This window comes from Xanthomonas sp. F4 (assembly GCF_011761895.1).
Map to the genome: position 1 here is coordinate 921,841 of NZ_JAASQX010000001.1, position 25,303 is coordinate 947,143.

Here is a 25,303-nt window from a genome sequence, read left to right on the forward strand (position 1 = left end):
CGATCGCCATGAGTACCTTCAATCGCAGGCGTTTTCTCGCCCTGTCCGGCCTTTCCGCGTTCGGCGCCTGGATGCAGACCGCCTCCGCGCTGGCCACGCAGACCGATGCCAAGACCTTGCTCCCCCGCAACCTGCTTGCCTCGCCGCGGTTCGCGACCACGCCGTTCACCCTGGGCGTGGCCTCCGGCGACCCCTCGCCGGAGGGCGTGGTGCTGTGGACGCGGCTGGCGACCGAGCCGTTGGTGTACGGCGGCGGGATGCCGACGCGGCCGATGGTGGTCGACTGGGAGGTGGCGGCCGACGAGGGATTCGCCACGCTGGTGCGACGCGGATCGTCGCTGGCGCATCCGGAACTGGGCCATGCGCTGCACGTCGAACTGGACGGCCTGTCGCCGGGCCGGCCGTACTGGTATCGCTTCAGGATCGGCGATCACGCCAGCCCGGTCGGCCGCACCTGCACGCTGCCGGCGGCCACCGCCAAGGTGGAGCGGGTGCGTTTCGCCGTTGCCGGCTGCCAGCACTACGAGGAAGGCCACTACACCGCATGGCGGTGCATTGCCGAGGAGCCGCTGGATTTCGTCTTCCACTACGGCGACTACATCTACGAAGGCGCCGCGCGGCCCGGCCCGCGCACGATGAACGGCCGTCCGTTCACCAACCTGCGCAATCATGTCGGTCCGGAGATCTACACGCTGGACGACTACCGACGCCGCTATGCGCAGTACAAGTCCGATGCCGACCTGCAGGCGGCGCATGCCGCCGCGCCGTGGTTCGTGACCTTCGACGACCACGAAGTGGACAACAACTGGGCCGGCGCCGAAGACCAGGACGACACCCCCAGCGAGGTGTTCCTGTTGCGGCGCGCGCAGGCGTTCCAGGCGTATTACGAGAACATGCCGTTGCGCCGCACCGCGTTTCCGCGCGACGGCCACATGCAGTTGTACCGGCGCGCCCGCTACGGCACCTTGATGGACCTGCATCTGCTCGATACCCGCCAGTACCGCAGCAAGCAGGTCGACATGACGCAGCGCGACCAGGTGCAGTCGCCGGCGCGCAGCATCATGGGCGAGGCGCAGGAGCAGTGGCTGTTCGACGGCCTGGCCGACAAGGCGCCGCGCTGGCACACCATTGCCCATCAGGTCGCGCTGGGCAACTACGCGATCGAGAAGAACGGCGAGGTGGTGTATTCCGACGACCAATGGTCGGGCTATCTGGCCAGCCGCCGGCGCCTGCTCGACCACATCCAGCGGGTCGGCTTCGGTAACGTGGTCACCACCTGCGGCGACGCGCACCGCCATTTCGCCAGCGACCTGGTGCAGGACGAGGCCGATTCCGGCATCGTGTCCAGTGAGCTGCTGGCCACCTCGATCACCTCCGGCTCCGATGGCCTCGGCGAGGATGCGGTGGCCGAAAACATGCTGCGACACAGTCCGCACCTGAAGGCCAGTACCGACAAGCGCGGCTATCTGCTGTGCGACGTGCGCCGCGACGCGTGGATCGGCGACATGAAGACGCTGGATCAGGTGATGCGGCCGAACGGAACGCTGCAGAGCTGGCGGCGCTACGCCATCGCCCACGGCAAGCCCGGCTTGCAGGAGGCCTGAGGCGCAGCACCTGCGTAGCGCCGGCAGCGGCACCTGCTTGCCGGCGTGTGCTTCGTCGTCGTAGGCGCTCTTCTTGGCCGTGCGCCACCAGGAGAAAGGTGGCGACGCATGACGCTCGACTGGCCGCCGGTATGGCTGGTGATCGTGGCAACGATGGACTGGCGGACGCGTGGAGGCGAGACCGGACGCAGCCGCAAGTCCGCGGCGGCGTCTGGCGCGTTCGCAGCGCGGGCGACAGCTCAGACCGGGAGGTTCACCGTCGCCAGTTGCGCGTTGACCTGGAGGGTCGCGCCCTGCTTGAGAGCGCCGAAGTTCAGCGACACCTTCTTCTCGAACACCACGCACAGCGTCGACCCGCCGTAGCTGAAATAGCCCAGCTCCTCGCCCTTGCTGACGTGCTGGCCATCGGCCACGGTCTGGGTCAGCGAGGAAATCTCGGTGATGCCGATCGGCATGACGAACACCGTGCCGATCCGCGCGTCGTCGGCGGTGATGGCGACGATGCCGCGGTTGTTGACGGCTGCGCCGTACACCTGCGAGGCCACGCCGGCATCTTTATCGAACGTGCTGTCCTCGTTTTCGCTGAACAGCAGTCCGTCCACGTTGCGGTACGCCACTACGCCGTCGACCGGTGCGTGCCAGCGGTGGTAGTCGGCACCGCTCAGGAAGATTTGCACGACGGTGCCGCCGACAAAGCGCTGCAGCGTCGCCGGGTCGGGGTTGGCCAGCATGTCCTGCAAGGAGTAGGCCTTCTCCTTGATCCAGAACACCGCGGTCTGCTGCACGCCGGTGGCGATGCGGTAGACCGTCCCATCGTTCGGCGAGGTGACGATGCCGGGGTTGCCGACGCCGGCGATGGGGCGAACCTTGGACTGGATCTCGCGATGGAAGAACGCGTTGTAGGAGCCGAAGCCGCCGTACTCGGCGTCCCAGTCGATCACGAAGTCGGCGAGCTTGAATTCAGCGATGGCGGCCGTGCCGAGCCAACCGGTCACTGGGTCCGGATTCAGTACCGAGCAACTCGCCGGGCTGTCGAGATAGGCGGCCCAGGTCTCGAGGATGGCGCGGAGGCCTTCGTTGAAGGCGTCGAGACGGAACAGCGCCTTGCCGGCCGGGGTCGCCATCATGTCGACGAACAACGCCGACATGGGAAACAGCACGCGCTTGTTCGGGTTGGCGTTGTACTCGGGCGCGGTGGTGCAGATCAGGTCCAGTTGCGCCAGCATGTCGTCGATGGAGGTGATGTTCGGCGGCTGCTGGACGATCTGGGCGATGGCCTCGGTCACGTACATCCGCACGATCGGGTCGGTCGCGATCAGGTCGGCCAGGCGTTGCACGGCATCGTGCGCATAACCTGGTGCCGTGCCGTCGCGGTGTCGCAGGGCGCGTTCGCGAAACGCGGCATGCCAGTGCCGCAGGCCGCTGCGATCTTCCGGCAAGTAGCCGGCGAGCCAGCCGAAGCTGTTCCGGTAATGCGTGTCGAGCGCACTTTCGTTCATGTCAGTCATGTGCGGTGTCCTTGTCGCGGTGGATGAAAGCGCTGGGGAGGTGCAAAGCCGGCGGTGCGGGCGTGTTGAGCGGTGTCAGCGTCACCAGGCTCGATGCCTGCGCATCGGGCAGCCATAGCGCGAGCAGGGCCAACACCTCGCCCGTATCGCGGCCGGTGCGCCGCGCGGCCGCCTGGGCGCAGGCCTGCAGTGGACGTCGTCCGCGCGCGGCATGGCGCAACGCGAAGAACTGCCAATCGCTCAGCGCTGCGATGGTGGTGCGGAACCGATGGCGGCCAATGCACAGGAAGCTGGGTTGCGCGGGTTCCGGCACCGAGGTCGCGGTGCCGGACAGCCAATCGCGAAACGCGGCGCATGGATAGGACAGCATGGCCAAGCGGGTGGTCGCCGGCACGCCGATGCGGCAAGGCCAGCCGAGCGCGAGCGCAGAGGCGTCGACGGCTGGCGCGTGCGCTTCGGCTTCCAGGCCCTCGGCACGGCTGGCCTCGGCCAGGGTGCGCTCCAGCCACGCCAGTTGCACGGGGAAGCGATCACGCGCCTGGCCCTGGCGGCGCTGGGAAGCGCGCAGGAAGGCGGGAAATCCCGCACCCAGCGTATGCAGCGATGGCGCACGCGGCGGGTGCGCGCTGAGGTAGGCGCGGGCGAAGAAGCCGAACAGGTCGTCGCCGAGCAGGCGGCACAGTGCCGGGAATTCGGCACGCAGCGCCTCGATCAGGCGTTGCCAATAGCCGTTGGCGTAGATCGCCAGTCGCGCCTGCGGATCGGCCCCCTCCGGCAACGTCAGCAGCCTGGCGGCATCCAATCCGTGCAGGTCGCCGGCGTAGCGGAGGCCAGCCGCGAGTCCGCCAGGATGCGTGGTGGCGCTCAGCATCCAGCGCTGCACGTGGGCGAGCGCTGCCGGCGCCGTTCCGATGACGGCGGCGTCAGGCATCGGCAGGTTCCCTTGGTGCGTAGTGCAACGGCGTGGACACGGCGTGCTCGGCGCAGACGGGATCGGCCATGGCCGGCATCGTGCCGGCCATGACGGCGCGTGCCTTGTCCAGTTCTTCCAGCAGGCCGTCGTAGTCCGGCAGCCTGGCGTCCCATTCCAGCAGGGTGGACACGCCGCCGGTGAGTTGCTGCGCGAGCGCATACAGTTCCCAGACGCGGCCAGGCACCGGTTGGTCGTGGGTGTCGATCAGGCAATCGCCGTGGCGGGTGGGGCCGGCCAGGTGCAGTTGCACCACGTGATCGGCGGGCAGGGCGCGCAGGTAGCGCTCGGGATCGAAGCGATGGTTGTGCGCGCTCACGTAGACGTTGTTGACGTCGAGCAGAATGCCGCAGTCGGTGGCATCGGCCAGGCCGCCGAGGAACTCCCATTCGGGCATGGTCGAGGTCTGGAACTGCACGTAGCTGGAGGGGTTCTCCAGCACCAGCGGCCTGCCCAGGATGTCCTGGACCTGCAGCACGCGATCGCGCACATGCGCGAAGGATTCCGCATTGAACGGCAACGGCAGCAGATCGTGCGCATTGTGCGAGCCGAGTCCGGTCCAGCACAGATGGTCCGAGATCCATGCCGCGTCGACGTCGCGCGCCAGGCGCTTGAGCTTGCCGAGATAGTCGTGATCCAGCGGTGCGTCCGATCCGATCGAAAGACAGACCCCATGCATGACGATGGGCGTCTGCTTGGCGAGCGCGTTCAACATCGCGCGCTGGTAGCCGGCGTCCTCGATGTAGTTTTCGGAGATGATCTCGAACCAGTCCACACGCGCTCCCCCGGCCAGAATGGCCGGGAGATGCTGCGGGCGCAGGCCGACGCCGAAGCCCAGGTTCGGCAGGCCCAGACGCGGTGGTGCGGCATTTGGCGCTGCCTGCTGCGGCCGCGCGCGCGTCGGGTCTGCAATGTCCGCCATCGCCTTGCCTCCTCAGGTCGAGGGCGGCAGGGCGACGCGCAGGTCGGTGGGCTTTGGCTGGTCGCCCACCGGCAGTTTGCGCTCGGTCATCACCTTCTTGTATGCCTCCCACGCGATGTCGTAGACCGCATCGCCGACGGCGAACGCCTGCGTCGTCAAGGGCGTCGGGGTGTTGTCCGGGGCGGTGAAGTCGAAGACCTGCATGGTGCCGGCAGCCGGATAGAGTTGCGATGCCGAGATCGGCACGGCACAACCGCCGAAGCCGCCGCACTTGTTGTTGGCTGGCGCGCTGTACAGCGTGGGCGCGCCGCAGGTTCCGCCGACCTGTTCGCCCGCTGCGGCCTTGGCCGCCGCCTGTGCCGCCGCCGCGACGCGCTGACCGCAACCGCCGCCGATGGCCTGCGAGCAATTGCCGCCGCCGTCCACCGATTGCACGAATCCGCAGCCGCCCTGGGTGGCGCAGTGGTTGGAACCCTTGCAGCTGTGATAGATCGCCGGCGCCGCGCAGTCGCCGCCGGATCCATCGAGGGCGAGTCCCTGGCAGGCGTGCAGCAGTGTGCTTGTCGCCTGCGTGCTGCTGGTCACCTTCTGCAAGGTGGGCGCGCTGCCGTAGATCGCCCAGTACAGGCCCAGGCGATCGCCGGAGCCGACCATCGACGGATACGGGAACTGGACATCGGTGGCGCCCCACGACGTGCTCAACACCGTGGTGATGCCGGCGAGCGCGCCTTGCGCGACGTTGTCCAGCGCGGTGGGATCGACCTTTTTCAGCTTGTTGAGTGCGGTGGCCACGTCGTCGGGCTTGGGGATGTTGCTTGGCGCGGTGGTGGGATCGAAATCGGAGGTGGTCAGCATCGCGCCCGTCCAGACGTTGCTCGAAATCGCATGCCATTGGCTCCAGGTCTGCACCTGTCCGACCAGTCCCAGCAGGTTCTCGAAACGCTGGTGGTGGTCCAGGGCGCCATTGGTCGCGCGTGCGTCGGCATCCGTGGAGGTGGCCGATGCGCCGGTGTCGGTATAGGAGGGGTGGTTGTTGGCCATCGCCTCCTTGTCCGGCTGGAACGTCGGAACCACGCTGTTGATCTCGGCCAGGGACATGCCAATCTCCAGCGCACGCGCGTGCAGCATGTTCAGGAACTCGCGGGTGGTCGATGCGTCGATGCCGCCTTCGCCCTGGTCGCAGATGGCGGCCATCATGGTGATCGCCTGCATACCGGCGGTCACCGCGGCCTTGGCGGTGATCTGCGTCGGCATCAGCGGATACTCCCTTTCCGCAGACTTGGCCGTGCTGTTGAACAGGTCCCACTGCCTGACGGGTCCGACGAACAGTTTCTCCCACAGCAGCTGTCCGTCCTCGTACTTGATGGTCATGTACCGGTAAAGGCTGTAGTACATCCATCCGATCGTCCCGAACAGCGGCAGGTCGGTTTCCTTGCTTTGTGCCGTCCAGTCCGCGAACGGGACCTGGGGGAAATACGCATTACCTGGGTCGGACTTGATCCTGGCAAGCGCGGCCGCGTGGTCTTCTTCGATGAGGGTGAACAAGGTGACCTGGTCTTCACTCAGTTCGGATAGCTGCACGGTCAGGTTGCTGCCGACCGAGGGATCTTTCAGGTCGCGCAGATCGATCACGTGCGGAATGACGGTCTGCGTGGGGCCGTAGCAGATCCAGTTGTAGTTGGCGTCCTGCAGCAGCGGGCTGTTGAAATTGGGCTGCACGCCAACGGCGTTGCAGATGTTGGCCGCCATCTGCAGGTGCAGCATCTCGTCGATGAAGACCGAGAACAGCAGGTTGTAGGCGCGCTGTGGTGCAGTCGCGGGCGAGGTGTCGTCGGCAGGCACCACGACGCCGGTCGCCATGCCCGGCCAGACGCGGCCCTTGTAGTAGGAAATGCCGCTGGCGTTGATCGCGTGCGTGCCCTGGATCGACTTCATCGTGCACATGTACAGCGGGATGGTGAACAGCTCCACGTTGACCGCGGCCTGCACCAGAGCCTTCAGCGCGGCGGTGTCGGCGGCCAGTTCGCTCAGTGGCTGTCCGGTGATCTGAATCGGCTGCTTGGGGATGATGCCGCGGATGGCAGGGGCTTGCGATGCGCTCATGAAACCTTCTCCGTGGTGGGCCTGGCGTTGGGCTGGGTGATGAGCAGGCGCGAGCAACTGCACCTGCGTGTTCCACGTGGTGGTGCGGGTGAGGCGTTGAGTCGATACGGATGCTGGGTGCGCGAAGCGGTGTCGCGCGAAAAGTGGCTACGATGCGAGTCGGTGGTGTCGGCATGCCCCCGCATGCCCGCCGTGTGATGCGAGATATAGGCGTCGGCGCAAAGTGCGTCAATTGATCTGCGACACTTGTCTCAAAGTGTCTACTTGACGAGACGCCCGCAGCGTTGTTTCAGAGTTGGTGACGCGACGATGCTGAAGGTATGACGGTGAGATGTCGCGGGACGCGCCTGCGCATCCCACGCATTGCGGTGACGACGCGGTGGCCATCGCGCCATGGACAAGCGCGGGCGTGATGCTGGGCGCATTGACGCCATCCGGCCGGAAGCCGCACGTGCCTCGACTGGCAATGATCAAGGTTGGGGCGCAGGAGGCCGGCAATGATGCCGCCGCCGAAGTGCAGCTGCCCTGTGTCCATCGCCGCACCCTCGCAGCAGCGAAGGCGCCCAGTGCTTACGCCACGAACGGACGCGATCGCGCGCGTTCCACAGGCAACGCCAACCGAGCCGGTGCCAACCCAGGTGCCGTAGCTTCCAACGTCAGCGTGCCCGCCGTGCGCGTGGTCTGCAGCAAGGCCATGCACAGGCCGTTGAAGGCGTGGCGATGGTCGGCCTTGTCGCTCTCGTGGCTGGACGGGTCGCCGTTGCCCACGCCGATCAGGCGGCCAGGGCCGCGGACGGCGAAGCGCACGGCGTCGCTGGCGGTGGGTACGACGCGGCCCTTCGCGTCGACGATTTCCACCGCGACCACGGCGACATCTTCGGCGTCGGCCAGCAGGGTGGCGCGCTCGCAACGCAGGCGCACTGCGGTCGGGGCGCCGACGGTCTCGCGCAGCTGCGTCAGCACCTGCTTGCCGCCGCGGTAGCCGCGCGCTTCGATGCGACCGGGGGCGTAGCGCACGTGCCACTCGACGTGACCGTAGGCCGGCACCTGTTGCAGGCCCTGGCTGACGCCGTTGACCAGCAGTTCCACCGCGTCCAGGTTGCTGTGGCACCACACGTCGACCATGCCGTTGTCGCGCTCGTCCAGCAGGCCGTCCCAGTTCCAGTGCGGGAACAGGTGCAGCACCGGCTCGGCGGTCCACTGCGCGCGGTAGTACCAGTAGTTGTCCTTGGGAAAGCCGCAGCTGTCGAGGATGCCGAACTGCGAGGCCACGTTCGGCCAGCGGTTGTACGGGGTCGGTTCGCCGCGGTAGTCGAAGCCGGTCCAGACGAAGCCGCCGGCGATGTACGGGCGCTGCGCGACATAGCTCCACCAGGCTTCGGCGCTGCTGGCCCACCAGGGGTAGTCGAGGTCGTAGGCGCGGGCGTAGCCGCGCACGTCGTCGGTGCGGTAGTTGCCGCGCACGCCGACGGTGCTGCCGGTTTCGCTGCCGTAGACCGGGATCTGCGGATGGCGCGCATGGAAGGCGTCCATCTGCGTGGTGCGGTAGTTGAAGCCGACCACGTCCACGACCTGGCCGACGCCGTCGTCGAAGCCCTTGTCCATGGCGAAGGTGGTGGGCCGGGTCGGGTCCAGGCGGCGGACCAGACGCTGCATGCGCGCGACGATGCGCGCGCCGCGCGCGGTGACCATCTGCGGCTCTTCGTTGCCCAGCGACCACAGCATCACGCAGGGATGGTTGCGGCCGCGCCGCACCATCGACGTCAGTTCGGCCATGGCCTCGTCGTCGGAGGACATGCGCCGGGTCTCGTCGATCAGCAACAGGCCCAGCCGGTCGCACAGTTCCAGCACGGCGGGCGAGGCCGGGTTGTGCGCGCTGCGGTAGGCGTTGCAGCCCATCGACTTGAGCTGGCGCAGGCGCCATTCGTGCAGGCGGTCGGGAATGGCGGTGCCGACGCCGGCATGGTCCTGGTGGTTGTTGGTGCCGTGCAGCTTGTAGACGGCGCCGTTGAGCAGCAGGCCGCGCTGCGGATCGAACTGCAGGCGGCGCACGCCGAAGTGCGTGGTGGTCGCGTCGCAGGTGCGGCCATCGCCGAGCAGGCGCGTGGACAGGGTGTAGCGCTGCGGGGTTTCCGGCGACCACGGCGCGGGTGTGCCCAGGTCCAGGGTCTGCTGCACGCGCTGCACCACGCCCGGTTCGACCGTGATCGGCGCCGAGCTGGCCTGGGCGACGATGCGCCCGTCGGGGGCGCGGATCACCGACACCACGCTGCACTGGCGCGGCGTCGCGCCGTTGTTGCCGAGTTCGGTTTCCACCATTGCTTGTGCGTCGCCGCCGTCCCAGGCGCTGCGCACGAAGACGCCATCCATCGGCACGTGCAGCGCGTCGGTGGTGCGCAGCCAGACGTGGCGGTAGATGCCGGCGCCTTCGTAGAACCAGCCTTCGCCGAGGGTGGCGTCCACGCGTACGGCGATGATGTTCCTGGCGCCGCAGTCGAGCACGTCGCTGAGGTCGACCTCGAAGCCGCAGTAGCCGCTGCCGTTGCGGCCGACGATGTGGCCGTTGCAGAACACGATGCAGTCGCGGAACACGCCGTCGAATTCCAGGCTGATCCGCTTGCCCAGGTCCTCGGCCGGAATCTCCAGCACGCGCCGGTACCAGCCGATGCTGGTCTGCGGATCGGTGCGGCCCAGCGGCGTGTAGCCATGCGCGGCGGCCGGGTCTTCGCCGTTGACCAGGGTGGAGGTCGGGTCCTTCCGTGGCGGCAGCGTGACTGCCCAGTCGTGCGGCAGGTCGATGCGCTCCCAGTCGCTGTCGTCGAAGCCGAGCAGGGCGGCGTCGGCGGTGTCCTTGCCGGCCTTGGCGTAGGTGCGCTGGAAGGTGCCGAAGTTGAAGTCGCGCGCCGGATCGTCGGCGTGGCCGAGATGGAAGCGCCAGCCGGTATCGCACAGCAGGCGCCGGCGCGGCGCGTCGTCGTCCAGGTCCAGCGACAGCGGTGACGCGGCGCTACCGCTGGCGGGCGTGGCGGCCAGCGCGGCAGGCGCCAGCGCCGCGGCCGCACCGGGCACTGCCACCTGCACGCCGCCGGCGACCAGCGAGCGCAGGAGGTCGCGGCGGCTCAGTTCGATCATGGCCGCGCGTCCTGCGCCGGCGCGTCGGCCTTGCTCGCTGCCGTGGCCGCGGCCGGCCGGTAGGCATGCTGCATGAAGCCGATGCCAGGCAGCAGTTCGTTGCCGTGGCGGAAATCGAAGAAGCTGGCGTTCTCCCACGAGGAACCGACGCCCCAGCGGGTCTTGCACTGGTTGCTGGTCCAGGCCGGCTCCCAGTACACGACGCCGCTGCCATCGTTGTCGACCACCAGCTGGGTGAGGTCGACCAGGTACTTCAGCTGGCCCTGCGGCGTGGCCGGGTAGCCCGGAATCAGCGAGTCGGCGCCGAGCAGGTTGGGCGAGGAATCGCCGCTCTCCAGCGTCCACGGGTAGGCGGTCTCCACCACCATCACCTCGGCCGGATAGCGCTGGCGCAGGCGCTTGATGGTGGCGCCGAGCTGGTCCATGGTCTCGCGCGACCACTTGCGGTAGTAGCTGATGCCGATGAAGTCGAAGTCGCGCACGCCGGCCTTGGCGGCGTCGGCGAACCACGGCTCCACGTTCTCCGGCTGGGCGATATGCAGCATCACCTTCGGTTTGATCGTCGAGCGCGCGCCGGCGTCGCGCACTGCCTGGATGCCGGCGTTGAACAGCTTGGCGTTGCGGGTCCAGTCGATCGGCCGGCGCTTGTCCCAGGGCTGGCTGTCCATCAGGTCGGAATTGCTCTCGTTGCCCACCTGCACCAGTTCCGGCATCAGCCCGGCACGGTCCAGCGCGCTCAGCGTGTCATAGGTGAAGCCGTACAGCGTGCGCGCCAGTTCGTCCTGGTCGGTGATCGAGGCCCAGGCCTTGGGGATCAATTGCTTGTCGCCGTCGGCCCAGTCGTCGGAGTAGTGGAAGTCCAGCAGCACCTGCATGCCCTGCGCACGCGCGCGACGGATGGTCTTCTTGACGTCGCTCAGGTCGCTGTAGCGGGTCCAGCGCGCATCGTTCCACAGGCGCACGCGCACCAGGTTGGCGCCGTGCGCGTGGAACAGCTCGAACGGGTCGCGCACCGTACCGTGCTCGCGGTACTGCACGCCGCAATCTTCCATCTCGTTGACGTAGGACAGGTCGGCGCCCAGGTACAGCGGGCCGGCGCCGGCCATGGGCGCGGCGAGGGCAGCGGCGAGGGCCAGCGCGAGCGCCGGTAGCCAGGTGCGTTTGGATCGCATGCGGGTCTCCACCGGCTCAGAACGTGTAGGTCGCTTCCAGGGCGAAGCGGCGCCCGAACAACTGGTAGCCGCCATCGTCCTGGTTGGCGAGCCGGTTGCGCTTGTTGTCGCTGTAGGCGCGCAGTGGTTCGTTGGTCAGGTTGCCGACCTGGAACTTGAAGCCCAGGTGCTCGCTGTAGCGCCAGGCCAGGCTCAGGTCCACCGTGCCTTCGCTCTCCAGTCGCGCCAGCCGCGCCGCGTTCCAGCCGTACACCACGGTGTAGGGGCTGTGGTACTTGTAGCCGATCCGCGCTTCGAAACTGCCGTTGTTGTACCAGAGGTCCAGCGTGCCGGTGTTGCGCGCCAGGCCGCTGAGCGGCAGCGGATTGTCCGCCGGCGAGAACTCGTGCAGGTTGGACTCCACGTACGAGTAGTTCGAGTAGATGCCGAAGTTCTCCATGTGCGGGATGAAGAAGAACGGGGTCTGGAAGGTCAGCTCGGCGCCGTTGATGTAGCCGCCGCCACCGTTGAACGGCCCGCTGATCAGGTAGTCGCGGCCGTCGATGGTCTCGTGCTGGGTCTTGTAGCCGATGCTCGAATCCACCCATTTGCGGTACAGCGCCAGCGCCGCCAGCGCTTCCTTGTGGAAATACCACTCGTAGGACAGGTCGAGCTGGGTGGCGCGGAACGGGTTGAGTTGCGGGTTGCCGCCGCTGCCGGTGAGCTGGCCGACGGTGGTGTTGGGATCGTCGAGCGCGCGCCCGGTGCGCAGTTCGTCCAACGGCGGCCGCGCCATCACCTTGGCCACCGACACGCGCAGGATGCGCTCGGGGTCGATCAGGAAGTTGACCGTGGCGCTGGGCAGTACGTCGGTGTAGGTCTTGCCGGCGCTGCTCGGCTGCACCACGCCGCCGACGGTGTCGTAGCCATGGCTGTCGGTGTCGGTGTGGACCACGCGTACGCCGGCGTTGCCGGTGACGTCCACGCCGAACCACTGCGCACTGAACACCGCCTTGGCGAAGGCCTCGCGCACGTTCTCCTCGACGTTCCAGTGGTCCAGGCGCTGTTCGGCGGCCAGGCCGGGATCGAAGCCGCCGAAGCCGAGCTTGGCGATCGCGTCCAGGTCGCCGCCGGTCAGCGTCGGCACGTTCAGATCCGGCATCGTTACCGGGTAGATCAGGTTCTGGTAGGCGGAGATCGGCTGGTCGTAGCCGGACTGGAAGCTGGTGAAATGGCGGTTCTGCTTCTCGCGGCGTGCGGCGCGCGCGCCGAACTCCAGCGCGGTGATCGGCGAATCCTCGATCGCGCGGCTGGCGCTCAGTGCCAGCGCGGCGATGCGGTCGCGCAGCGCCTGCGGTTCGGTCTGGCCGCTGATGCCCCATTCCGGCGCATCGGAGCTGGTGCTGATGGTGGGGGTGACGCCATGGCGGAAGTCGAACGACACCGTGTCCGGGTTGCTGCCGAAGCGCACCGCGCGCCAGTCGTTGTCGCGCTTGGCCTGCGAGAACGACAGGTCGCTGCCCAGCGTCCACACGTCGCCGCGCCACTTGGCGTTGAGGCCGCCGGCCGCCAGCGTCTTGACCTCGTTGTAGTTGGCGATGACGTGGTCCACCTGCAGCCTGGAATTGGCCAGGGTGCCGGCGACCACGTCGCCGTCGACGATGGTGTAGGACGAGCCGGGCGTGGTGTACGGGTTGCTGGTCGAATAGATGCTGTAGCCGAGGTTGTTGAACCAGTTCTGGCGCTGGTCCTCGTCGATGCGGATGCGCGAGTACAGCCCGTCGAGCTTGAGTTCCAGGTTGCCCGAGCGCCACTGCACGGTGCCCATCGCGCCGGTGCGGGTCTGCTCGGTCAGCTTGAGCTGGTCGGCCGCGCCCCAGGGCGTGTAGTCGACCTTGCCGTCGCCATCGACGTCGCGCGCGCTGCTGGCGTCGGTGTAACCCCAGGTGCCGATCGAGACGCCGGCGTTCTTCTGCTTCTGGTAGGTGGCGCCGAACGCGACCGCCAGGTTGTCGTTGATGCGGTGGATCCAGCTCGCGCCCAGACGCTGGCCCCACGGCGAGTAGTCGCGTGCGTCCTTGGCCTCGTCGTAGTAGACCGGGCCGGCGGTGGCGACGAAGGTCGGGCCGGTGTGATCGAGCGGGTTGATGGTGGAGATGTCCACGGTGGCGGCGATGCCGCCGGCGATCAGGTCCGCCGAAGGGGTCTTGTAGACCTTGACGGTGGAGACGATCTCGGTGGGGAACACCTCCCAGCGCACCGCGCGGTTGGGTTCGGAGGAGGCGATCTCGCGGCCGTTGACCGTGCCCATGGTCATGCGCGGGCCCAGGCCGCGCACCGTGGCCAGACTTTCGTTGCCGCGGTCGCGAGTGCCGTTGACGCCGGGCAGGCGCACCAGCGCCTCGGCCACGGTGACGTTGGGCATCTGCCCCATGTTGTCGGCGGAGATCACCTCGACCACGTGGTCGTCGAGCTGCTTGGCCTGCACCGCCTGCTCCAGGCTGGCGCGCTGGCCGACCACCATCACGTTGTCCAGGGTGACCGGTTGCTGGCCGTTCTTGGCGTCGGGCGTGGAGGGCGGCGTGGCCGCGGCCGCCGGATCGGCGGTGGCGCTCTGCGCGTGCGCGGCGAAGTTGCCGGACAGGACCAGGACGATGGCCGCGCCCAGCAGGGTGCGGGCGGCAGGACGATGCGCGCGCCGGCCGAGCGGGCGACGGAGCTGTTCCAAAGGCATTTTTGTTCCCTCCCAGGACAAAAAGTGACCGAGCAAGTTGGCATGGGCCGGAAGGGTCCGGTCCTGGGGGCATCGACAGGACGGCGTGCGTGACTGCAGGCTGTCCTGGTCGTTGTCCTCGATGGCGTGTCTGTCGGCGCGGCAGGGCGGGCGTGGCATGTCCTGCGGCGGCGCCGGGGACATCCCCGTTCCGCTGCCTTGGCGCGCGAGAGACCGGGAGCGAGGATAGAAGCGCAAGGCATTCCATTCCAATGAAGCATTTGCCGAGGGCTATCTCGTTTTGGAATGGATGTCGCGCGCCGCGGCGCGTCACCCGGTCTGCGCTGTGCTCAGGCCGTGGCGGATGGGGTCTGCAAGCCGAGCAGGGCCGCCGCCGCCGCGCCCAGGCTGCGTTCGCGGTGGTGCAGCGCATGGAAGGTGCGTTCGCTCAGCGTCACGGCGAGGCGCTGCAGGCGGCCGCTCTCCAGCCAAGGCGCCGCGGCCAGCTCCGAGATCGCCGCCAGGCTGTGCCCGGCCTGCACCGCCGACAGCACCGCTTCGTTGGAGGGCAGGGACAGCGCCACGCGCAGGCGGTCCGGGGCGATGCCGGCGGTGCGCAGCGCCGCCTCGAACGCCGAACGGGTGCCCGAGCCGGGTTCGCGCATGATCCAGGTGCTGTCCGCGACCAGCCGTGCCAGCCCGGGGCGGCGGCGCCCGGCCAGCGGGTGGTCCGGCGCGGCCACCACGCTCAGCCGATCGTGGTCCAGCGGCGAACTCCGCAGTTCTGCGGCCTGCACGCGCCCCTCGACGAAGCCCAATTCGGCGCGCCCCTCGCGTACCGCACGCGCCACGCTGTCGGTGTTGCCCACGCTCAGGCGGATCTCGATCTGCGGATAGCGCGCATGGAACGCCATCAGCCGCGTCGGCAACCAGTAGCTGGCCACGGTCTGACTGGCGTGCAGGTCGAGCGTGCCGCGCAGCACGCCGCGCCATTCGCTCAGCGCCAGCTCGGCGGCGCGGCTGCGCGCCAGGATCGCCTTGGCGTCCTCGCAGAACGCCGCCCCGGCCGCGGTCAGCACTAGGCCGCGGCCGACCCGGTCGAACAGCGCCACCCCGTACCGATGCTCCAGCGCCTTGATCGCGGCGCTGGCGGCCGAGGGCGTGCGATGCGCGGCCTGTGCGCCCAGGGTCAGGTGCTGGCGCTCGGCCACCGCCACGAACAGCGCGAGTTGTTCCAGGGTCATGCGAGGACCGTTCGGATGGATCGAATGAAGTGTGCGTCATTATGCGATGGATCGAAATGGTCAACGGGCGCAATCTGCCGCCACTTCGATCCGGACCGCTCCCATGCGTACGCACTTGCACAGACCTTCGACCTTGCTGCCCGGGCTGGCCCTGGCCATCGCGGTGGCGGCGCTGGCCTGGCTGGCCGAGCGCGCGCAACTGCAGTGGCTGGGTCGGCGCTGGATCGACGCGTTGGTGTTCGCGATCGTGCTCGGCACGCTGCTGCGCACCGCCTGGCGGCTGCCGCCGTCCAGCCACGCCGGCATCGCCTTCGCCGCCAAGCTGCCGCTGGAACTGGCGATCGTGCTGCTCGGCGCCTCGGTCGGCATCGGCGCCATCGGCGCCGCCGGCGGTCTGTTGCTGGGCGCCATCGCCGCGGTGGTGCTGCTGGCGATCGCGCTCGGCTACGGCATCGGCCGCGCGCTGGGGTTGCCGTCGCGGCTGGCCACGCTGGTCGCCTGCGGCAACGCGATCTGCGGCAATTCGGCGATCGTCGCCGCCGCGCCGGTGATCGATGCCGACTCCGACGACGTCGCCGCCTCGATCGCGTTCACCGCCGCCCTGGGCGTGCTGGTGGTGCTGCTGCTGCCGCTGGCGGTGCCGTTGCTGGGGCTGGACCAGCGCCACTACGGCATCCTCGCCGGCATGACCGTCTACGCCGTGCCGCAGGTGCTGGCGGCAACCGTGCCGGTGGGGGCGGTCAGCGCGCAGGTGGGCGCGTTGGTGAAGCTGATGCGGGTGTTGATGCTGGGGCCGGTGATGCTGCTGCTGGGCTTGATCCGCGGCGGATCGCCGGCGCAGCGGCGCCCACTGCATGCGCTGGTGCCGTGGTTCGTGTTCGGTTTCGTCGGCATGATGGGCCTGCGCGCGCTGGGCGTGCTGCCGGCCCCAGTGATCGAGGCGGCGCAAACGCTGTCGCTGCTGTTCACCCTGGTGGCGATGGCGGCACTGGGCCTGTCGGTGAATCTGCGCAGCGTGCTCGCCTCCGGTGGCCGCGTGCTCGCCGCCGGCACGCTATCGCTGCTGGCGCTGGCCAGCCTCAGCGTGCTGCTGCTGCGCTGGTTGCCGTAAGCGCGGTACGACGCGGCGCGTTCGTGGTCAGTCGCCGTGGATGCGGCCGCTCTCGCCAGCGAGGTACAGCGTGCCTTGTGGGTCGCGCGCCGGCTGCGCCTGCCGCTGCTGTTCGCTGCGCAGCGCCGAGAGCCGGTCGGCCAGGCGCGGCAGCAAGTGGGTCATCGCCACGTTGGCGCTGGCCAGCATGCCGACCTTGACATCGCGACCGCCGTGTTCGGCCGCATGCAGGATCGCCTCGGCGACCCGCAGCGGTGCGATCATCGGTTTGGGCAGCGTCGGTTCCTCGCGCAGATAGTTGCGCGCATGCTGCGGATACGGCGTGTTCACCGCGGTCGGCTGGATCAGCACCACCGATATCGGTGCGCCGTCCAGCTGGTCCAGTTCGATCCGCAAGGTGTCGGTAAAGCCCTTTACCGCGTGCTTGGACGCCGCATACATGCCCTGTAGCGGAAGGGCCGCCTCGGAGGCCTCACTGCCCAGATTGATCAGGGTGCCGCGCGAGGCGAGCAGATGCGGCAGCGCCGCCATCGATCCATGCACCACGCCCCAGAAGTTCACGTCGAACAGGCGCCTGCTGTCGCCATCGTCCACATCGGCAAGCTTGCCGTAGATCGCCACGCCGGCGTTGTTCACCCAGGTGTCGACGCGCCCGAAGTGCCGGATCGCCACCGCCGCGGCTTCGTCCAGCTGCGTGCGCTCGGCGACATCGGCGACGACGGCGAGCGCGTCGCCGCCGCCATCGCGGATGGTCTGCACGGTCGCGTCGAGAACGCCCTGGCTGCGCGCCACCAGCACCAGGCGGGCACCGCGTTCGGCGGCCAGGAGTGCGGTACACAGGCCGATGCCGCTGGAGGCGCCGGTGATCACGATCACCTGTTGCGCGAGCGGAAGATGTCGCTGTGCCATGTGCTGTGCTCCGGAGTGGGATAGCCCCAGCCTGGGCCGCGGCGCGTTGGGGGGTGTGAGGTACGGATCGCGGTGGCGTCAATCGTCGCGGGCATTACATAAATCTCTGCAAGCGATGCTGGGTGAGCATTGGTCCCTTTTGCGGCTGCAGCATTTCGCATCGTGTGCACCCACGTTCAACCAGGCGCTCACGAGAGGCGGCAGAGCATGGCTGCACCTGTCATGCAAAGGAAATCGTCATGCGTCCTTCCCGTTCCGTTCTCTCCCTGGCGCTGGTGTCGGTCTTCGGCATCGGCCTGGCCCACGCACAGACCGATACCTCCGGCCAGGCCGGCATGCGCGATCCCGGCGCGATGCAGCAGAACGCCCCGTCGACGACTGCCTCGCCGGCGTCGACCAGCATGCAAGGCGCGCGGACGGCTGCGCTCACCGAAAAGCAGGCGCTCGGCGTGCTGTCGGCGATCAACACCAGCGAGGTCAACGCCGCCAATCTGGCCCTGCAGAAGCAGGTCAAGGGCCCGGTGCGCGACTACGCCATGCAGATGGTGAAGGAGCATTCCGACAACAACGCCAAGATCGCGTCTTGGGGTCCCGACACCAAGGCCGCGCCTGCGCAGCAGCAGATGCAGAAGGCCAAGGCGGAAGCCGGCAAGCTGCAGGCATTGGACGGCGATCGCTTCGAGCAGGCCTACGTGGCGGCGATGGTCAAGGATCACCAGGCCGCCCTGCAGATGCTCGACAGCACGCTGATCCCTGCGGCCAAGACCCCGGAAGTGGCCGCGCATCTGCGCACCACGCGCACGCATGTGGCCGAGCACCTGGCCAAGGCGCAGCAGCTGCAGAGCGCTGGCGCCACGCCGGCCGGTTCCAGCCGCTGAGCCATGCTGCGGGTCGCGGCCGAGCCGCCGCGACCCGCACCGCGAGCGCGGCGTTTCGTTGCGGTCCAGGGCCGTCGCACCGGCGGTGTAATAGTCTCCGCGCAGGCGGCGGCCTAAGGTAGCGGCTATCTTCCTCCGCATCGCCATCGGTCGCCCTATGGGACACGATCACAGCCACGCCCCCACCGAAATCCGTCACGAGCAGCCCCTGTGGTGGGCGCTCGGCCTCACCGCGCTGTTCCTGGTGGTGGAAGTGGCCGGCGCCTTCGTCACCAACAGCCTGGCGCTGTTGTCCGACGCCGCGCACATGGCCACCGACACGCTGGCGCTGATGATCGCCTTGGTGGCGGTGCGGCTGAGCCGGCGCCCGCCCGATGCCAAGCGCAGCTATGGCTATGCGCGGCTGGAGGCGCTGGGCGCGCTGGTCAATGGCGCACTGCTGTTCGTGGTGGCCGGCTACATCCTGTGGGAGGCGGTACAGCGTTTCCGCCAGCCGCAGGAGATCGCCACCGTCGGCATGCTCGGCATCGCCGCGTTCGGCCTGCTGATCAACCTGATCTCGATGCGCCTGCTCAAGGCCGGCAGCGGCGAGAGCCTCAACATGAAGGGCGCCTACCTGGAAGTGTGGAGCGACATGCTCGGCTCGGTCGCGGTGATCGTCGGCGCGCTGGCGATCCGTGTCACCGGGTGGAAGCTGATCGATCCGATCCTGGCGGTGCTGATCGGTCTGTGGGTATTGCCACGGACTTGGGTGCTGCTGCGCGAAGCGGTCAACGTGCTGTTGGAAGGCGTGCCCAAGGGCGTGGATCTGGACGCGGTGCGCGGCTACCTGCAGTCGGCGCCCGGCGTGGCCAGCGTGCACGACCTGCACGTGTGGGCACTGGCCTCCAGCACGCCGGCGCTGACCGCGCACGTGGTGGTGGACGAGGGCGGCGACGCCGATGCGCTGCGCGCTGCGCTGTGCGATGGCCTGCATGCGCAGTTCGACATCGACCACATCACCCTGCAGATGGAAGCCGGCCATTGCGGTGCCACCCCGTGCGGCGCGCCGGCCGCGGCGGGTGAGGGCGGTGGTCACGGTCATCATGGGCATGGTCACGAGGACCACGATCATGGTCATGCTCATCCCACACATGGGCACGGCCACATGCATGGGCATTCGCACTCGTAGGCAACACTGCTGCGTGATGATGTTCGTGCAGGCGCAGCGCGTGTCTTCGGTTCGGAATTGGCTACCCGCGGTTATCGGCAATGCCGGTCGCGGCTGAAGCCGCTCCTACGAATCCTACAAGGGCGTCCGCCTCGACGGCTGCCTAGATGCCGAATCAGCTGCATGCGCTTCACCCAGCGCCGCGAGGCGCTTTCGTAGGAGCGGCTTCAGCCGCGACGCGCTTTCCCAATAGCGCCTATCGCGGTTGAAACCGTGCCTACATGTGAGCGCCTGCGCGCCTCAGGCCACCGGCTCGCGCAACGCCGGCGACTCCCAGCCCGGGCGCGGCGCGAAGCGCTCGCCGTAGCGCGCCTGCAGGGCGCGCAGGCGGGCGAGCAGTACGTCGGCGCCGGCGGCACGGATATGCTGGATCGGGCCGCCGCGGAACGGGGCGAAGCCGGTGCCGAAGATCACGCCGGCATCGAGCAGGTCGGCATCGGCAACCACGCCTTCGTGCAGGCAGGCGACCGCCTCGTTGAGCAGCGGCAGGATCAGGCGGTCCTCCAGATCGTCCGGCGCGTGATAGTCCTTGGGCAGTTCGGGCTTCTTGGCGCGGCCGTTCTCCCACGCGTACAGGCCCTGGCCGTCCTTCTTGCCGCGCTTGCCCGGCTCCACCGTCTGCAGCGCCGCCGGGATCGGCAGGCCCAGGAACGGCGCCAGTTCGGCGCCGACGCCGGCGGCCACGTCCAGGCCCACCGTGTCGATCAGTTCGATCGGGCCCATCGGCATGCCGAACTTGACCGCGGCCTTGTCGATCGCCGGGCCGGGAATGCCTTCGGCGTAGGCGGTGGCCGCTTCCAGCATGTACGGGAACAGCACGCGATTGACCAGGAAGCCGGGCGTGCCGGCGACCGGCACCGGCAGCTTGTCGATCGCCTTGCAGAAGGCGGCCAGCCGCTTCTGGTTCTCCGGCGCCAGGCCGTCGTGGCAGACGATCTCCACCAGCGGCATCTGCGCCACCGGGTTGAAGTAGTGCAGGCCGCCGAACTGCGCCGGGCGCTGGATGTGCTCGCGCAGTTCGGTCAGCGGAATCGAGGAGGTGTTGGTGCTCAGCAGCGCGTTCGGCTGCATGCGCGGCTCCAGCGATTGGTACAGCTCGCGCTTGGCCTGCGGGTTCTCGATGATCGCCTCGATCACTAGGTCGGCGGTCGGCACGCCGTCGCCGGCCAGGTCGCCCTTCAGGCGCGCCGCCACCGCCGGGCGCTTGCTGTCGTCCTTCACCCGCTTGGCGAACAGCTCGCCGGCGCGGCTCAGCGCACCGTCGATGAAGCGCTGCTCGCGGTCCTGCAGGGTCACCTCGAAGCCCTTGTAGGCCGACCAGGCGGCGATGTCGCCGCCCATCACCCCGGCGCCGACCACGTGCACGTGGCGGATGCCGTGATCCTTGCCGCCCAGCGCCTTGAGCCGCTCGGTGAGGAAGAAGATGCGGATCAGATTGCGCGCGGTCGGCGTGCTGGCCAGCTTGACCACCGCCTTGCGCTCGGCATCCAGGCGCGCCTGGATGCCGCTGCCGCCGCTGCGTTCCCACACCCCGATCAGTGCGTACGGCGCCGGGTAGTGTTCCTTGCGCGCTTTGCGCGCCACCTGCTTGCGCATCTGCGACGCCAGCAGCTTGCGCGCCGGCCAAGTGTTGGTGGCCCAGGCGGTGGCGCGCTGCTTGAAGGGACGGGCGCTGCCGGACAGCGCCAGCGCCACCGCGGTATCGGTCAGCACCGCCGGTGCGGCGACCTTGTCGACCAGGCCCATCGCCCGCGCCGCCGAAGCCGACACGGTGCGTCCGGTGAGCATCAGGTCCATCGCCGCAGGCGCACCGATCAGCCGCGGCAGGCGCGCGCTGCCGCCCCAGCCGGGGAAGATGCCGAGCTTGGTCTCGGGCAGGCCGATGCGGGTGGCCGCATCGCTGGAGGCCACGCGGTAGCGGCAGGCCAGGGCGATCTCGGTGCCGCCGCCCATGCAGAAGCCGTGGATCGCCGCGACCGTGGGGCAGGGCAGTTCCGCCAGCTTCTGGAAGGTGGCTTGGCCGCGGCGGATGGCGTCGTTGACGGTGCCGCGGCGGTCGAATTCCTGGAATTCCTTGAGGTCGGCGCCGGCGATGAAGCCGTTGTCCTTGGCCGAGCGGATCACCACGCCCTTGGGCGGATCGATGGCGATGCGCTCGAGCAGGTCGCCCAGCTCCAGCAGCACGTCCTGCGACAGCGCGTTGACGGGCGCGTCCTGGCGATCGAGGCTGAGCACGATCACGCCGTCGCCGCGAAAGTCCGCCTGCCAATGACTGAATCGGAGCCCGTCGAAGCCTGAAAGCATGGGGAGGACCATCCGCTTATGTATGGAGAAGATCGTTATCATCCAGAGGTTGTTTCCGTCGCGTCAAATCCCAATCCAAGGAATTGACGCGCGTCCCGCGACCGCTGGCCTTGCGCCAGCCTAACGGAACGCCGGTTAACGTCGTGGGGCGGCGATCCGCTGAGGGGCGCTGAACTTTTTTCCGAATTGGCGGTCAGAGGGTCCGACGTAGGTTGGGCTGACAGGAGTGCGGCCCGCTATGGCCGATGTCGAAACACCCCAGGAGCTGGACCTGGAACTGGTCCGGCGTGTGCAGCGCGGCGAAAGCGCGGCGTTCGATGTGCTGGTGCGCAAGTACCAACACCGGATCGTCGGCCTGATCGGGCGCTACATCGCCGACTGGAGCGAATGTCAGGACGTGGCCCAGGACACCTTCATCCGCGCCTACCGCGCGATGGGGAGCTTCCGCGGCGACGCCCAGTTCTCCACATGGTTGCACCGGATCGCCGTGAATACCGCCAAGAACTACCTGGTCGCGCACAACCGCAGGCCGCCCACCGACGATGTCGACGTGCTCGATGCCGAGCAGTTCGACAGCGGCACCCGCCTGCGCGACACCGACACGCCCGAGCGCGAGTTGATGCGCCAGGAGCTGGAGCAGACGGTGATGAAGGCGGTGAACGCGTTGCCGGAAGAATTGCGTACCGCCATCACCCTGCGCGAGGTGGAGGGCATGAGCTACGAGGACATCGCGCAGAAGATGGGCTGCCCGATCGGCACCGTGCGGTCGCGGATCTTCCGCGCCCGTGAGGCCATCGACGCCGAACTCCGTCCCCTGCTGGATACCGACAGCGCCACCCGTGAGCGACACCGCGTATGACTGAGAGCACGCCCTTTCCCAAGCCAGTGCCGGCGCCCGACAGCGCCGCGCCGGACAAGTTCGAGTTGCACTACCGGCAGCAACTGTCCGCCCTGATCGACGGCGAACTGCCGGCCGACGAAGCGCGTTTCGTGCTGCGCCGGCTGCAGCACGACGAGGAACTGTCCGGCTGCCACGAGCGCTGGCAGTTGTGCGGCGACATCCTGCGCGGCCGCGTCAGCGTGCCGGCGCCCAGCGATTTCAGTGCCCGCGTGCGCCAGGCGGTGGCCGCCGAAGCGCAGCACGCCGCGCGCGCCGAGGCGGCCAGCGCGGCCGGCAAGCGCCGCACCTGGCGCTGGGGCGGCAGTGCGGCGCTGGCCGCATCGGTCGCCGTGCTGGCCCTGTTCGTGACCCAGCGCCTGCCGCAGACCCCCGAGGCGCTGCCGCCGGCGCAGGTCGCCGATGCCACCGCGCGTGCGCCGACTCCGGCGGCGACCACGCCGCAGGTCCCGACGCCTGCACCTTCGCCGGCCGATCCGCAGGGCGATCTCGCCGCAGCCGTTGCTGCGGCGCCGGCGATGGCGATCGCCGCCAACCGCCGCCAGGACGCCGCGGCGCGACGCGAGGCCACGCGCAGCGAACAGGCCGCGCGCACCCGCAGCGTCCCCGCCGAGCGCGCCTATGCGGCGGCGGCGCCCGCCAAGCCGCACGCCAAGGCGCCGGCGCAGACGCCGTTCGTGGCGCCGGTCGCGCCCCCGACGATGGTCGCGCAACACGCCAGCGATCCGTTCGGGCATCCGGCAACGCCGCTGCAGGCCCGGCCGTGGCCGCGCTCGACCCTGCCGGCCGCCGACGCTGGCAGCGAGTTCACCGCCAGCTTCCCGCACAGCGGCGCGGACCCGGCGGCGTTCTATCCGTTCGAACCCCGATTGCCTGCCGACGCCGCGGCCAACCCGCCGCCGCATCCGCAGCCCTGACCCCGCGCGCCGGCAGGCGTCCGTGCTGCGTCCCGGCGCGTGGTCCCCGTTGCTTCGTCCCTCGTTCTTCCCCTTTCCGAACCGGAGGCTCGCGTCCGATGACTCACCGTATCCGCCACCATCTGTTGGGCCTGCTGGCGCTGACCGTGCCGCTGGCCGCCTGCGCGCAGCAGCCCAGTCCCAGTGCCGCCAGCACCACGCCGCCGGCCGCGCAGTCCGCGCCCGCGCCGCAGCTGGTCGGCAATCTTCCCGACTTCACCCGCCTGGTCGAACAGGTCGGTCCGGGCGTGGTCAATGTCGAGACCACCATCAGCCGCCGCGCCGCGGCCGCGCGCTCCGGCGGCGGCATGCCCGACGACGACCAGATCCCCGAGTTCTTCCGCCGCTTCTTCGGTCCGGACGGCATGCCGGGCATGCCCGGGCAGCCGCGCGGCGGCGCGCCGGATGACGATGGCGGCCCCGCCGGGCGCTCGATGGGCTCGGGCTTCATCATCTCGCCCGACGGCTACGTGCTGACCAACCACCACGTGGTCGACGGCGCCAGCGAGGTCAAGGTCAAGCTCACCGACCGCCGCGAGTTCACCGCCAAGGTGGTCGGCAGCGACCAGCAGTACGACGTGGCCTTGTTGAAGATCGACGGCAAGAACCTGCCGACGGTGCGCATCGGCGACTCCAACCTGCTCAAGCCCGGCCAGTGGGTGGTGGCGATCGGCTCGCCGTTCGGCCTGGACCACTCGGTCACCGCCGGCATCGTCAGCGCCACCGGCCGCAGCAATCCCTACGCCGACCAGCGCTACGTGCCGTTCATCCAGACCGACGTGGCGATCAATCAGGGCAACTCCGGCGGCCCGCTGCTCAACACCCGTGGCGAGGTGGTCGGCATCAATTCGCAGATCTTCTCCGCCTCCGGCGGCTACATGGGCATCAGCTTCGCGATCCCGATCGACCTGGCGATGAGCGCGGTCGAGCAGATCAAGAAGACCGGCAAGGTCACCCGCGCGCAGCTCGGGGTCATGGTCGGCGCCATCGATTCGCTGAAGGCGCAGGGCCTGGGCCTGCCGGATACCCGCGGCGCCCTGGTCAACCAGCTCGTCCAGGGCAGCCCGGCGGCCAAGGCCGGCCTGGAAGTGGGCGACGTGATCCGCACCGTCAACGGCACCGAGATCGGCGCCTCCAGCGACCTGCCGCCGATGATCGGCGCGATGCAGCCGGGTGCCAAGGTGCGCCTGGGCATCCTGCGCGACGGCAAGCCGCGCGAGCTGACCGTGCAACTGACCGCGCTGGCCGACGACGCCCAGGCCAATGCCGGTCCGGTGGTCGGCGACAACGCCGCCCCGGCCACCGGCGCCAACGCGCTGCTCGGCATCGACGTGGCCGATCTGGATGCGGCCACCCGCCAGCAGCTGGGCCTGGAGCCGGGCAAGGGCGTGCGCATCACCGCGGTGACCGGCCGCGCCGCGCGCGAGGCGCAGCTGGTGCCGGGCATGGTGATCCTGCAGGTCGGGCGTACCCCGGTCGGCAGCGTGGCGGCCCTGAACCAGCAGTTGAGCGCCTACAAGAAGGGCGACGTGGTGATGCTGCTGATCCGCGTCCGCGACACCACCAGCTTCGTCGCGGTGCGCGCCGGCGGCTGATCCGCGCGCCCGGCCGAGGCCGGGCACCGTCCCGGGCGCCGATCCAGAGCGGTCGGCGCCCCGGGACGGGGGCGAATCCGGCGGCCGTCACCAGC

Annotated in this window: 17 protein-coding genes; 7 read left to right on the plus strand and 10 right to left on the minus strand. The window is 69.0% G+C overall.

All coding sequences use genetic code 11. The annotated features are described in order from the left end of the window. Positions 1-8: 8 nt before the first annotated feature. Positions 9-1,604: an alkaline phosphatase D family protein gene (locus tag FHR66_RS04190; protein ID WP_167087381.1), complete on the plus strand. Its 1,596-nt coding sequence runs from the start codon at positions 9-11 to the stop codon at positions 1,602-1,604. 239 nt (positions 1,605-1,843) lie between these two features. Here the strand turns inward: FHR66_RS04190 and FHR66_RS04195 are convergent, their stop codons facing one another. The 8 genes from FHR66_RS04195 to FHR66_RS04230 all read right to left on the minus strand — a co-directional run bounded on the left by FHR66_RS04195 (position 1,844) and on the right by FHR66_RS04230 (position 15,347). Then, entirely contained in the window at positions 1,844-3,112 is a 1,269-nt protein-coding gene (locus FHR66_RS04195) for a phosphatidylserine decarboxylase family protein (RefSeq protein WP_167087383.1), read from the minus strand. Beyond that, positions 3,105-4,043 (minus strand): HvfC/BufC family peptide modification chaperone, encoded by a 939-nt coding sequence (locus FHR66_RS04200; protein ID WP_456361725.1) that lies wholly within the window; start codon positions 4,041-4,043, stop codon positions 3,105-3,107. The genes FHR66_RS04195 and FHR66_RS04200 overlap by 8 nt, the downstream gene beginning before the upstream one ends. Continuing rightward, positions 4,036-5,004, minus strand: coding sequence for an MNIO family bufferin maturase (gene bufB, locus FHR66_RS04205; RefSeq protein ID WP_167087385.1), 969 nt, complete (start codon positions 5,002-5,004; stop codon positions 4,036-4,038). The genes FHR66_RS04200 and bufB overlap by 8 nt, the downstream gene beginning before the upstream one ends. Positions 5,005-5,016: 12 nt before the next feature. Further along, positions 5,017-7,107 (minus strand): ferritin-like domain-containing protein, encoded by a 2,091-nt coding sequence (locus tag FHR66_RS04210; protein WP_167087387.1) that lies wholly within the window; start codon positions 7,105-7,107, stop codon positions 5,017-5,019. Positions 7,108-7,677: 570 nt separating this feature from the next. Continuing rightward, positions 7,678-10,239: a beta-galactosidase GalA gene (gene galA, locus FHR66_RS04215; RefSeq protein WP_167087389.1), complete on the minus strand. Its 2,562-nt coding sequence runs from the start codon at positions 10,237-10,239 to the stop codon at positions 7,678-7,680. Further along, a complete protein-coding gene (locus FHR66_RS04220) occupies positions 10,236-11,411 on the minus strand; it encodes an arabinogalactan endo-1,4-beta-galactosidase (RefSeq protein WP_167087391.1) in 1,176 nt (391 codons plus the stop codon). Before FHR66_RS04220 ends, galA begins: the two co-directional genes overlap by 4 nt. A 16-nt stretch (positions 11,412-11,427) precedes the next feature. After that, entirely contained in the window at positions 11,428-14,124 is a 2,697-nt protein-coding gene (locus FHR66_RS04225; protein WP_456361726.1) for a TonB-dependent receptor, read from the minus strand. A 329-nt stretch (positions 14,125-14,453) separates the two neighbouring features. Beyond that, on the minus strand, positions 14,454-15,347 hold the full coding sequence (locus tag FHR66_RS04230; RefSeq protein ID WP_167087393.1) for a LysR family transcriptional regulator: 894 nt from the start codon (positions 15,345-15,347) through the stop codon (positions 14,454-14,456). 133 nt (positions 15,348-15,480) lie between these two features. On the opposite strand from FHR66_RS04230, the gene FHR66_RS04235 reads away from it, so the two are divergent. Beyond that, positions 15,481-16,458, plus strand: coding sequence for a putative sulfate exporter family transporter (locus tag FHR66_RS04235; RefSeq protein WP_208417137.1), 978 nt, complete (start codon positions 15,481-15,483; stop codon positions 16,456-16,458). 27 nt (positions 16,459-16,485) lie between these two features. Here FHR66_RS04235 and FHR66_RS04240 read toward each other — a convergent pair whose 3' ends face one another. After that, complete coding sequence (locus tag FHR66_RS04240; protein ID WP_167087397.1) at positions 16,486-17,367, minus strand: SDR family oxidoreductase; 882 nt, start codon at positions 17,365-17,367, stop codon at positions 16,486-16,488. A 401-nt stretch (positions 17,368-17,768) separates the two neighbouring features. On the opposite strand from FHR66_RS04240, the gene FHR66_RS04245 reads away from it, so the two are divergent. Both FHR66_RS04245 and FHR66_RS04250 read left to right on the plus strand, forming a co-directional pair. Further along, positions 17,769-18,245: a DUF4142 domain-containing protein gene (locus FHR66_RS04245; RefSeq protein WP_456361738.1), complete on the plus strand. Its 477-nt coding sequence runs from the start codon at positions 17,769-17,771 to the stop codon at positions 18,243-18,245. A gap of 157 nt (positions 18,246-18,402) precedes the next feature. After that, positions 18,403-19,416: a cation diffusion facilitator family transporter gene (locus FHR66_RS04250; RefSeq protein WP_167087399.1), complete on the plus strand. Its 1,014-nt coding sequence runs from the start codon at positions 18,403-18,405 to the stop codon at positions 19,414-19,416. A 279-nt stretch (positions 19,417-19,695) separates the two neighbouring features. Here FHR66_RS04250 and FHR66_RS04255 read toward each other — a convergent pair whose 3' ends face one another. After that, positions 19,696-21,759, minus strand: a complete 2,064-nt coding sequence (locus tag FHR66_RS04255; RefSeq protein ID WP_167087401.1) for a 3-hydroxyacyl-CoA dehydrogenase NAD-binding domain-containing protein — start codon at positions 21,757-21,759, stop codon at positions 19,696-19,698. Between the two features lie 238 nt (positions 21,760-21,997). Between FHR66_RS04255 and rpoE the strand changes: the two genes are divergently transcribed. From rpoE to FHR66_RS04270, 3 genes are all read left to right on the plus strand, one after another. Next, entirely contained in the window at positions 21,998-22,618 is a 621-nt protein-coding gene (rpoE, locus tag FHR66_RS04260) for an RNA polymerase sigma factor RpoE (protein WP_167087404.1), read from the plus strand. Next, positions 22,615-23,574, plus strand: a complete 960-nt coding sequence (locus FHR66_RS04265) for a sigma-E factor negative regulatory protein (RefSeq protein ID WP_167087406.1) — start codon at positions 22,615-22,617, stop codon at positions 23,572-23,574. The genes rpoE and FHR66_RS04265 overlap by 4 nt, the downstream gene beginning before the upstream one ends. A 98-nt stretch (positions 23,575-23,672) precedes the next feature. Then, positions 23,673-25,208, plus strand: coding sequence for a DegQ family serine endoprotease (locus tag FHR66_RS04270; protein ID WP_167087408.1), 1,536 nt, complete (start codon positions 23,673-23,675; stop codon positions 25,206-25,208). Positions 25,209-25,303: the final 95 nt, after the last annotated feature.